The organism is Paenibacillus sp. CMM36 (genome assembly GCF_053570945.1).
Map to the genome: position 1 here is coordinate 89,061 of NZ_JBSEDY010000017.1, position 10,728 is coordinate 99,788.

The window sequence follows — 10,728 nt, forward strand, 5'->3', positions numbered from 1 at the left end:
AACGATCAAAAAACAAATAAAAAGTATTCTCCGCAAGCTAACTGAAATTATCATCGGATTTGCATCAAGGTACTAGTGAATTTTGTCAAAGAAAGAGTAAAAAGACTTACGAAGAACTGGTGAATTTATTCGAAGATGCCGTTAGCCTCGCCTAACATAGTGTTCAAGCAGCAGCTCCTTTGGAGCCTTGGTCTGCGAGAAGGATTTCAGGGAAGCATTTTAGCAGACAACCCTTCGGGGTTCATGAATACAGGAACGTTATACGACAGAACAAATAAATAAGGAGAAGGATATTTATGAGCTATATTAGAATAAAAAGCATTAGTGTTGAAAACTATAGATCATTTGGAACAAGACAGACAATACATTTTCCTGATCAGAATCATAAGAAACCTGTAGCTATCGTTGGGTATAACAATTCAGGGAAAACAAATTTTCTCAACGCAATTCTATATGGGATAAAAGAGAAAAATGTTAATAAGGATACATTCACAATTAACGATTTTCACAACCGTGATTACAATAATCGTCCTTTTATTGAAACTGAAATTGAAAGCAGCATAGAAGTTAAAGGAGACGGAAACCAAGCAGAGCTTAAAGGATTTCATTCATTAAGAATAAGCGTAGTGGATAATGAAATTGAGCACGCTGGAGTCCGATCTTTTCGTGACAAGGAACAATTAACAAAAAATCCTGATGCTTCGGGAGCAGCAAAGTATTTTAGGATTTTCTATGTGAATTTTCATGATGTAAAAAAAGAGTTATCAACAAAGAAGACTACCTGGGGAAATCTTACTTCGTTTTTAGCGAAACATATTAAAAAAATTGTTGAAGCAGATGCGAATATGAAAGGAAAAAGGAAAACTTTTGAAGGAGAAGTGAAGGATTCAACTGATAGGGTTCTAGCAGATTCGAAGTTACACAGTTTTCTTGAGGATATAAGGTCAAATTATTCAACAAATCTAAGAGACAGTAATTTTTTTATAGGTTTTGAATTGCCTGATTATGAAGATATTTTTTTGGATATGATTTTTAAAATCGGTTTAAATGGTGATACCGAAAACCTTATTTCTATAGATCATTTCGGTGATGGATATATTTCTATGTTTGTTATGGCTATCATTCAAGCAATTGCTGAGAGCAACAAGAGTGATAAATGTTTATTTTTATTTGAAGAGCCTGAAAGTTTCTTGCATGAAAATCATCAAGAGTACTTTTACAAAACTGTACTCTGTAACTTGGCAGAAAAAGGGCATCAAGTTATCTATAGTACTCACTCGGACAAAATGATAGATGCTTTTGATACACGAGGACTTATTCGTTTTGAATTTGATGATGAAGCACACGAAACAATTTTGAAATATAACAAACCAGATGAGAATATTTCAGAAGCTGATTTAGAAGGTTTCTCTTTGGATCAAGTAGCAGACTTTAATAATTACATTAAAATGATAGAGCCAAATTTGAATAAAATTGTGTTCAGTCAAAAGGTGGTTTTAGTAGAGGGGCCAAATGATTTACTGACCTACAAAGAAATTATAAAGAAAAAGGTATATCTGTTAACTAAAGATTCTATGTATTCAGAGACATACTTAAACTTTAAAAACATTTCTATAATTCCTCATCATGGTAAGATTACAGCCAGAATCTTGGTTAAGTTATGTAAACATCTTGGAGTGGACTTTTTTTGTATAAATGATTTTGACTTCAAAAACAATTTCATTTCAGAACTTTTATTTGATTCACTTGAAGATTTAAAGAAAAGTGAATTATACACAAAAAGGATATTGGATTTAGAAGAATTTAATTCTAAAGGCAAACTTCTAAGTGACAGTACAAAACGACAAATGGTTACTACAAATTGGGGATTAATTAAAGAAGCTTCTTTGGAAAAAATACATTTCAACATTCCTAAGTTAGAAGCTGTGATAGGTTACGAATCAAATGATAAAAGCAGTTTAGGCATATGGACTAAACTCCAAGAAACATCAGAATTCGGAGAAGAAATTTTTCCAACATCTCTAAAGAAATTCGTTGGAATTGAAACTTTAGAACAAGCATGTTCCAAACATTAATCGAATCAAATACTTCATGTAAATTCAAGTAATGTTCCGTCGTATAACATAATATTCACGCTGCGAGCATTCGCTCTTGGTCCGGCATTCGCTCTTGGTCCGGCATTCGCCGGACACCCAGCGTGCGCTGGGTCGTGAATACAGAAACGTTATGTGTAATTATTGAAAAGATCATGGAGGGGAAATCTATGAAAAAGAAAGAATATAAAGATAGATTAATTGAATTACTTAATGAAGGAATTGAAGAACTAACAACAGACCAAGTAATCCACAAAACGAAATTATTGATTTTTGAATATGAGAAAAAACAAGCGTATAGTACAGAAAATAAGGGGAGACCTTGGACAGATGAAGAGTTAAGAGTAGTATTATCATTTGCCGCAACTAAAGAAAACATACTGAAGTTGGCCAAAGGATTTAAATGTAGTTACGGGAGCATTGAACAAATTTTTAGATGGGCTGTAACCACAGATGAAGAGATTATAAATAAGGGAAGGGAAGATGATAGTTTTATAAAACAGATTAGAAGATTGTATAAAGAGATGGGTTGGAAGGCGTAAATTAGAATGTCAATCAATGGAGTGATAACTACACATAACATAATATTCAAGCTGCGGCCCCGTTGGAGCCTAGGTCTGTGAGAAGGATTTCGGAGAGGCATTTCAGCAGACAACCCCTTTGGGGTTCATGAATACAAAAACGTTATCTGAAATCAGGACAAATATGTAATATCAAAATCTAGGAGTGTGATTCGACTTGGAGAACTCAAATTTAAAAGATCTTATTGAAAAATACCTGAGCGCATATAACACGTTTAACATTGATGGAATGATAGGAGTTTTGAATGAGAATATTCATTTTCGAAACATTTCTAAAGGTGAAGTGAATTCGGAAACAAAGGGGATTCAGGAATTTCGCACATTAGCAGAGCAGTCAATTCAGGTATTTTCTCAAAGGCGTCAAGTAATAAAGAACATTACTTTCACAGGAGATAAAGCAGAGGTTGACATTGATTATGAGGGAATATTGTCCAGTGATCTCCCTAATGGAATGAAGGCAGGAGAAACATTAAAACTTCAAGGGAAATCAATATTTCAAATGAAAGATAAGAAGTTGATACTGATTGAAGATCATAGTTGAAACACTGTTGAAAGTTATTCATAGATTACCCTGAAATCAGATAACAATATATTCACGCATCGGGCATACGCCCTCGGTCCGGCAGAAGCATTTCAGGGAAGCAGAGGCTGCTGGACACACTTGGCATACGCCAAGCGTCGTGAATAGGGGAACGTTATCGGAAATTCGGGGGGAACCCTAAAAATAAGGAGAAATAAATGAACAGCATTAAAAGCTTTCTAAAAGATGTAAGAGATAATAATTATAAAGTTCCTAATGGAACAGACATAGATCAAGTAGTTCATGAAATGATTAAACACATTGGGTCGATTGATGACGAATTAAGGGATAAGCTCATTTATGGAACTTTATATAGATGGATAATGAATCAAGAACTAAGTATAGAATTAGTCAGACAAGTATTATACGTGACTTTAGATGATGATCATTTATTCTATGGAATTGGTGATAACGATCAAGATACAGTGTTTACACGTTCTTTTTCAGCCCTGTTCATTCCGCTTGCTTTACATTATAACGATATTTTTAATTATTTAACTGAACATGAATATGAATATATTTACTCTAGAATGACATTATATTTTGAACTTGAGAAGGATTTTAGAGGATATATATTAGATAAGGGATGGGCACATTCGATTGCACATGCTGCTGATGGTTTAGATTCTATTTCAGCCGCATCTTATTATTCTCAGAAACATTTATTGGTTATTTTAGAGTTGATAGGGGAAAAGGCTTGTGTTAATAACTATTATTTTATAAACGATGAAGATGAAAGAATGGCAGAAGTAGTAATTCAAATTGTAAAGCGTGATATCCTTATGAAAGATATTTTAATTAATTGGGTGCAACAGCTTGGGGGCATTGAAAGATTAGAAATATATCCGCAATATTACATAATTAGAGGGAACATCAAGAATCTTTTGCGAAGTGTATATTTTAAATTACTGAATATTAGCGGATCTGAGGATATAACTAAAGAAATACTAAAAACATTAAACCAGCTCTAAAAAAACTAAACTTTAGTTAAATCGAAGAAGTCCCGAACATCCGATAACACAACACTCCTACTGCGGGCATTCGCCCTTGATCGCTAGGAGGATTTGCAAGAAGATTATTCAGGCGATACATTCAACCAGCTAAGTCTGACGACCTGTTCCCTGCGGTCACTTAAGCTGCTTGAACGTCAGGAATGCCAAACGTTATCAGAAATTGGGGCTTTTAAGTATAATATATATAAGATCAGAGATCCACATCTAGGTAATTCGAGGAGGCAAAGACAATGTTAGTTAAAGGCTTCAATCATTTGACCATTAATGTCAAGAATCTGGATAAATCATTGGATTTTTATACTCAGATTCTTGGATTGATGATTAGACATAAAGGAAATAAAGATGCATATTTAGAATGGGGAACTGCTTGGATCTGCCTAGTTGAACAAGAAAATTACTCTGAGAATATAGAGAGAAAGTTAGGATTTGACCATATAGCTTTTTATATTGAAGAGGAGTATTTCATGGATGCTGTTAAGGTACTTCAAGAGAATGAGGTTCACATAGTGAGAGGCCCTATACAGAGAGGATTAGGTTGGACAATCAATTTCTTAGATCCAGATGGAATACAGCTTGAATTACATACTTCAAATTTAGAAGAAAGAATGAAGATATGGAAATAACAATAATACAAGAGATAATGTAGGTATTTTGAAGGGGGCCCCAACATCTGATAACATTGCATTCAACGCAGCGGGGCGGGACAAGCCCGACCCTTGGTCCGGCAGAGGGATTTCGGAGAAGTAGAGGTAGCCGGACACATCCGACTTCGTCGGACGTCGTGAATACGGGAACGTTATACGACAGAATCAGAAATAATAGAAATAGAAATAGAAAAAGAGGGTCATATGACCCTCTAAATACTAGAATTTTGCAATTCACTAAATAGTTGTAGAGCATCTTTGAAACCTTGTATGTAGATACTTCTTTCTAGGATGGATTGTAGAGAAATTTGGGCGTCTTCGTAAAGAAAAACCGTATGTTGAAGTTGATCGGGCAAAGCATCACGAAGCGTTTTAAAATATTGATCTGTCTCCGAAGAAAGCTGAGTGTACTCCTTATGACACTCCAGAAGCTCAGTATAGAGTAATTCTAAACGTATTCTTATAAGCGGCTCTGTTAATGATTCTAATGTATTAATCATATGTTATTCCTCCTCTAATTAACTCTACAGAGTTATTATATAACCTTATAAAGTTAATTGCAAGGTGAATATTTGACGTTATAGAGTTAAAACTTCGCTTTTCGTTGATGATTGCTGGTATGGGAGATAAGATAGAATTATGGAGGGGAAAAGATGAACGTAATCAAGTGCAATATACGAGAACTCATGGCAGAACATCGAATAGATGATATAACAGAATTGATGGCGAAATCGGGCTTAAGTCGGAATTCAATCAACAAGTTGTATAGGGAAACGAATATAGAAACAACAAAGCTGGAAACTTTATTCAAGCTATGCGATACATTTAACTGCAAATTATCAGATTTAATTGAGTATGTACCCGAAGAAAACCAGTAGTGAAGAAGCGATTCCGTCATATAACATAATATTCAAGCAGCGGCTCCTTTGGAGCCTTGGTCTGCGAGAAGATTTCAGGGAAGCATTTCAGCAGACAACCCCTTCGGGGTTCATGAATACAGGAACGTTAACTGAAATTCCGACAAGTTCATGATTGAAGGAAATATCAAAGGAGGAATTAATTTGCCTTGGCCTATGGTACACTTTGCAATTTCAGAAAACCTTTCTATTAATGACCCCTCACCCAATTTTTTATTAGGCAGTATTGCTCCGGATGCGATTCATATGAGAGGGAAGGTATCCAGGGAAGAAAAAGGTGTGACTCATCTCGTACATAACGATAAATTACCAGCCAAGGAATTGATCATGGAGAAGTGCAAGGAATATTTACTGAAGCAAGCGGGGCCAGAATGGAAGGACTTTGTTATAGGTTACTTTTCACATATTTATACAGATTTAAGGTGGACAGATACCGTCTATTTCGATTTTGAGAAAAACTACAGAGGCGAAAAGAATGATATTAGAAAGACATATAACCTTGAAGTTAGCCAAGTAGAATTTGATCTCTTAAGATCAATGGGAAGTACTGAAAAACTGTTTACAAAACTCTTAAAAGCTAAGGGATATACAATAAATCCTTACATTACGCAGCTTGAAGTCAATCAGTATAGGGATAATAAGGTGAGATGGCTGCAAGATCTAAAGAATGAACCTCATATAGCACCTATCTATTTTAAAGCAGAAATTATTAAGATCTTTGTTAGTGAAACATCAAGGGAATTGAAAGAACTATTTAAAGACCAGAGTATTGATTATTTCGAAGGAGGCCGGAACATTAGTTAACATCGTATATACGCTGCGTCCTGACGGCCTTGGTCTGCAAGAGGGATTTTGAGGAAGCCTATTCACCAGACAACCCTGCACCACCTAACCGCATCGCGGCCGGACCTACGGTCCTTAAGGTGGTGAGGGTTCGTAGATACACAAACGTTATCAGAAATTAATGCAAATCTGAAATGCTCAAATATAAATATCTACTAAGAGAAGGTGCCTTCATGGACAAGAATTCATTAAATAGAAGAAGCATTATTGTTGACGGGGAAAATGGTGTCGGCAGCTCGGAAGACTTAAAAAAGAATGTTGTTCATAAAACAAACAGCCTATATTGGGATACCAAAGGCAATGACTTCTTAAAAGCAATCGTGCTCCCTTATTATGGAGCATTTATCTCAGAAGAAAATTGCCAGCTCTTTGGTGATATCTCAGGAAAAAAACTGCTGGAGATCGGCTGCGGAAATGGTCAATCCTTGCAATATCAAGGGGAACGAAACGCATCTGAACTATGGGCTGTGGATATTTCAGAAAGACAAATAGAAAAGGCAGCGCAACATTTGAAGTCATGTGGAATAGCAGCAAAATTGATATGTTCTCCCATGGAAGAAGAATGCGGCATCCCGACGGATTATTTTGACTATGTTTATTCAATTTATGCCATAGGTTGGACCACCGATCTTGAGGGTACCTTTCGACGAATATCTTCTTACCTTAAAAAAGACGGGCTATTTATTTTCAGTTGGTCTCACCCTATACACAGATGGGTTACTACAGAAAATGATAGGTTTGTAATTAATAAGAGTTACTTTAATGAAGGTTGGTATCCGGTGGCAGTTGATGAAGGTGAGCTATTGTTAGCGGACCGTATGCTGTCAACTTATGTAAACGCGCTTGCAAAAGCTGGGTTTGTAATTGAGCTAATGATTGAGGAATGTGATTATGAGTTTATGCAATTGCGGGATGATAACAGCGATATGGCAAAGAGAGCAAAAATGCTTTCAGTAACTTTTGTGATAAAGGCAAGAAAACTATAAGATATAAAAACAAAAGCGAAACTGACTCCAAGATTTTTAGAGGTTCGAGGAAGGTATTGACATCCGATAACAAAACATTCACGCTGCGGGTCGCTGTCGCGCCTCTTGGTCCGCCCGAGGATTTTCAGGGAAGATTAACAGGCGGACAACCCTGCACTGCCTAACCGCATCGCGGCCGCTCCCGTTGGTCGCTTAAGGCAGTGAGGGTTCGTGAATGCCTGAACGTTAAGTGAGATTCCGAGGCAAAATTGAAAGGAAGCTAGAGGATGATTAATGGAGATCAATTAAATCAATTTGAGACTGCAAAAAATTATCAAGAAGCCTTTCTGTCAACGAAAAGAGAGTGGGACAAAGGGAAGCGTGACTTGAGTATATGCTTGAATTTAGGTTTTATATCCTGGTATTTGAGTGTCGAATCTGGAAATACGTTTGTTACTCAGGGGCTTGATGATAACGATTATGAAATCATTGAATTGACATTAAGCGAAGTTACAGAAGAAGGGATACGTAATTTCTCGACAGAGACGCAGTTTTTATTGATTTTCGGTTACATGATCACTTTGTTTCCTCATCATTTTGGAGACTATGAGCATTGGGAAAGCATAGGGAAAAACATGCTTTCAAAAGCATACGAGCTGGAACCAAGTGATCCAATAATTGAAATGGTTTTTCTTGCGGACAATATGAGAAGTGAAGGTTATAGAAATGCTTGTTTAAGATCTAAAGAACATATTAAAGACAGATTTAAGAATAAAGGATTAATGGATAAATATTTTCAAGACGTATTTGATAGGTAATTCAGAGGAAGATCACTTAACATAATATTCACGCTGCGGACATTCGTCCTTGGTCCGGCAGGAGCCGGACACCTCAGCATATGCTGAGGTCGTGAATACAGGAACGTTATCCGAAACCACTTAAAGCCGAGGAGATGAATAATGAAAAAGTTTATTGAATACACAGCATATTCGAATTTACCTATATCTAAAGAAGTATTAGAGATAGATTTCTCGACAAGGAAAAATGAAATTGAGCACATATCTATAACTTTTGATAATAAAGAAAACATGGGAATAGTTATTATCAAAATCGATTTTACGGACGATATTGAATTTGAGCTAGCTAAGAGAATTGCAGAAAAAAAGATTGACCAAATCATAAAAGGAATAATATTTACTAGTGGAATCCAGGTTCATGGAATAGAGCAAACTTTACATAATTTTGCTGAATATAAGAGTGGTTTTAGTGATCATTCAATGGTACTTACTGTTCCGTTTAAATTTAACCTTACCCAGTTAGATGAAATAAAATCTTTGACTAAATCTGATAAGACAAATCACGTTTATTATGATCTGTATCGTCAAGCGATTAATCACGATGATGATTTAGGGAAATTTATGTTTTTGTATAGTCTTTTAATGCTAGTTCTTAAGACTGATTATCAGTCGGAAGTTGATAAATTTATTGTGAAAGCAAAGAAAGATGAAAAAAAATTAAAACAACGATCAACAAAGCTAATTGAACAAAAAGACGGTACTCGCAAGAGAAGTACGAGGCTTGAAACTAGATTTACTTGGTTAAGAAATCAAGTCGGCCACACACAAGAAGATAGCGAAATCACAAAAGCTATCAATGAAATGAAAGATTGTTACAAGGTGCTGAAAGAAATAGTTAAACAAGCTATCAAAGAGAATATATAGTTCAACTATTCAAAGAAAAGTGGCATCGGATAACATAATATTCAAGCAACGGCTCCTCATGGAGCCTTGGTCTGCTGGAAGGATTCCGATGAGGCATTTCAGCAGACAACCCCTTTGGGGTTCATGAATACAGGAACGTTATGCGTAATTTAGTCTGAAACATATTTGTTGTCAAAGTATAATCATATCTAATAAATATATTAAGGAGTCTTGTAATGAACGATAAGGATAAATTTATATTAAATAAATTGAAGGGGAATTTTGGTGAAAACGTTGCAAAAACACATTTTGAATTGTTAGGTTATTCAGTAAATTTAATAGGCATTGAAAATATAGCAGTTGAATATTGCATGAACGTAGAGTTTAGTAAAAAAGATTCTTTCAGTGATGCGGTACAATCTTACATTCAAAATATGCCTGATCTTTTGGTGTCGAAAAATGATCATAAGTTACTGAAATCATTCTTTGTAGAATGCAAAGCGTGTGGTACTTTCCCGAATTTAGAGGAGAAAGCTTATAGCTTGTATTGGGATTATAGAAACATGATATGGACAGATAGAGTTCCAGATGATGTCATCAATCTTTTGCGTGATAATGAAGAAATGTATTATTCTGTATTGTTCGATGGTATGAATCCAGATGAAGTTTACGATGATAGTAGAACTTTTGAATGTGTTTTCATTGAATGGAAAAGATATAAATTTGATTATGGTCCCAAATTAAAGAAAGCTGCTTTTGAGTGTTTCTTAAAACATTTTACATATTTTGATACGGATATTCCATCTTGGGATTACGTTAAGTTAGATTTTGGAATACCTATTAAGATACCACTGATTTTCTATATGGTTATTTTGGATACATCTACGTCAGCTACTAAGAAAAATTTGAAAAGATATAAGGATTATTTGCAAAAGTTCAATAGTTTAATAGAGAAAGAGTTCAAGAAAAATATAATTAGTGAGTTAATAGAGGAATATGAAAATATGATAAATGGAAGTAAGGAGATTCCCAATGTTTTTTGCCATTATAATTTATTACCGCTTTGGATTCCTGGGAACAGTAGTATTTTGAGCAAGTATCAGGATGTATATTTCAAAGATTTTGAGAATGCCTATAATGCAATTGAAAAAGATTTTTTTAAGCATATAAACGATTAGTACAATATGAAGGATATGTAAACAGATAAACAACGCATAACAGACAATTACCAAAATGGCTGAGAAGCGCCACTTCGGTAACTGTCAAAACGTTATGTGTAATTATTGAAAAGATCATGGAGGGGAAATCTATGAAAAAGAAAGAATATAAAGATAGATTAATTGAATTACTTAATGAAGGAATTGAAGAACTAACAACAGACCAAGTAATCCA

At 35.1% G+C, this 10,728-nt stretch carries 12 protein-coding genes; 11 read left to right on the plus strand and 1 reads right to left on the minus strand.

What is annotated here, in order from left to right; genetic code table 11:
• Positions 1-296 precede the first annotated feature (296 nt).
• The 5 genes from ACWA2B_RS24270 (at position 297) to ACWA2B_RS24290 (ending at position 4,890) form a co-directional block, all read left to right on the plus strand.
• Positions 297-2,075 (plus strand): ATP-dependent nuclease, encoded by a 1,779-nt coding sequence (locus tag ACWA2B_RS24270; protein ID WP_137078961.1) that lies wholly within the window; start codon positions 297-299, stop codon positions 2,073-2,075.
• A gap of 188 nt (positions 2,076-2,263) precedes the next feature.
• On the plus strand, positions 2,264-2,635 hold the full coding sequence (locus ACWA2B_RS24275; RefSeq protein WP_449292699.1) for a hypothetical protein: 372 nt from the start codon (positions 2,264-2,266) through the stop codon (positions 2,633-2,635).
• A gap of 196 nt (positions 2,636-2,831) precedes the next feature.
• Positions 2,832-3,215: a nuclear transport factor 2 family protein gene (locus ACWA2B_RS24280; protein ID WP_209950154.1), complete on the plus strand. Its 384-nt coding sequence runs from the start codon at positions 2,832-2,834 to the stop codon at positions 3,213-3,215.
• 197 nt (positions 3,216-3,412) lie between these two features.
• Positions 3,413-4,225 (plus strand): DUF2785 domain-containing protein, encoded by an 813-nt coding sequence (locus ACWA2B_RS24285; protein ID WP_069010391.1) that lies wholly within the window; start codon positions 3,413-3,415, stop codon positions 4,223-4,225.
• 272 nt (positions 4,226-4,497) lie between these two features.
• Positions 4,498-4,890 (plus strand): VOC family protein, encoded by a 393-nt coding sequence (locus ACWA2B_RS24290; RefSeq protein WP_209950156.1) that lies wholly within the window; start codon positions 4,498-4,500, stop codon positions 4,888-4,890.
• A 233-nt stretch (positions 4,891-5,123) separates the two neighbouring features.
• On the opposite strand, the gene ACWA2B_RS24295 is transcribed toward ACWA2B_RS24290, so the two are convergent.
• Positions 5,124-5,411: a DUF6809 family protein gene (locus ACWA2B_RS24295; protein ID WP_029515468.1), complete on the minus strand. Its 288-nt coding sequence runs from the start codon at positions 5,409-5,411 to the stop codon at positions 5,124-5,126.
• A 153-nt stretch (positions 5,412-5,564) separates the two neighbouring features.
• On the opposite strand from ACWA2B_RS24295, the gene ACWA2B_RS24300 reads away from it, so the two are divergent.
• From ACWA2B_RS24300 to ACWA2B_RS24325, 6 genes are all read left to right on the plus strand, one after another.
• Entirely contained in the window at positions 5,565-5,789 is a 225-nt protein-coding gene (locus tag ACWA2B_RS24300) for a helix-turn-helix domain-containing protein (RefSeq protein WP_010345209.1), read from the plus strand.
• A gap of 150 nt (positions 5,790-5,939) precedes the next feature.
• Positions 5,940-6,632 carry a hypothetical protein gene (locus ACWA2B_RS24305; protein ID WP_290415792.1) on the plus strand — a complete coding sequence of 231 codons (693 nt, stop codon included), beginning with the start codon at positions 5,940-5,942 and terminating at the stop codon, positions 6,630-6,632.
• 212 nt (positions 6,633-6,844) lie between these two features.
• Positions 6,845-7,657, plus strand: a complete 813-nt coding sequence (locus ACWA2B_RS24310; protein ID WP_449292700.1) for a class I SAM-dependent methyltransferase — start codon at positions 6,845-6,847, stop codon at positions 7,655-7,657.
• Positions 7,658-7,923: 266 nt separating this feature from the next.
• The gene (locus tag ACWA2B_RS24315) at positions 7,924-8,454 is read left to right on the plus strand and encodes a hypothetical protein (RefSeq protein WP_449292701.1); all 531 of its coding nucleotides are present in this window, start codon (positions 7,924-7,926) and stop codon (positions 8,452-8,454) included.
• Positions 8,455-8,595: 141 nt separating this feature from the next.
• A complete protein-coding gene (locus ACWA2B_RS24320; protein WP_449292702.1) occupies positions 8,596-9,357 on the plus strand; it encodes a hypothetical protein in 762 nt (253 codons plus the stop codon).
• A 215-nt stretch (positions 9,358-9,572) separates the two neighbouring features.
• Positions 9,573-10,514, plus strand: coding sequence for a hypothetical protein (locus ACWA2B_RS24325; protein ID WP_449292703.1), 942 nt, complete (start codon positions 9,573-9,575; stop codon positions 10,512-10,514).
• Positions 10,515-10,728: the final 214 nt, after the last annotated feature.

Coding starts and splice junctions, on each gene's coding strand:
- ACWA2B_RS24305 (WP_290415792.1), top strand. CDS start 5,940: ATGATTGAAGGAAATATCAAAGGAGGAATTAATTTGCCTTGGCCTATG.
- ACWA2B_RS24270 (WP_137078961.1), top strand. CDS start 297: ATGAGCTATATTAGAATAAAAAGCATTAGTGTTGAAAACTATAGATCA.
- ACWA2B_RS24300 (WP_010345209.1), top strand. CDS start 5,565: ATGAACGTAATCAAGTGCAATATACGAGAACTCATGGCAGAACATCGA.
- ACWA2B_RS24275 (WP_449292699.1), top strand. CDS start 2,264: ATGAAAAAGAAAGAATATAAAGATAGATTAATTGAATTACTTAATGAA.
- ACWA2B_RS24295 (WP_029515468.1), bottom strand. CDS start 5,411: ATGATTAATACATTAGAATCATTAACAGAGCCGCTTATAAGAATACGT.
- ACWA2B_RS24315 (WP_449292701.1), top strand. CDS start 7,924: ATGATTAATGGAGATCAATTAAATCAATTTGAGACTGCAAAAAATTAT.
- ACWA2B_RS24285 (WP_069010391.1), top strand. CDS start 3,413: ATGAACAGCATTAAAAGCTTTCTAAAAGATGTAAGAGATAATAATTAT.
- ACWA2B_RS24290 (WP_209950156.1), top strand. CDS start 4,498: ATGTTAGTTAAAGGCTTCAATCATTTGACCATTAATGTCAAGAATCTG.
- ACWA2B_RS24320 (WP_449292702.1), top strand. CDS start 8,596: ATGAAAAAGTTTATTGAATACACAGCATATTCGAATTTACCTATATCT.
- ACWA2B_RS24310 (WP_449292700.1), top strand. CDS start 6,845: ATGGACAAGAATTCATTAAATAGAAGAAGCATTATTGTTGACGGGGAA.
- ACWA2B_RS24325 (WP_449292703.1), top strand. CDS start 9,573: ATGAACGATAAGGATAAATTTATATTAAATAAATTGAAGGGGAATTTT.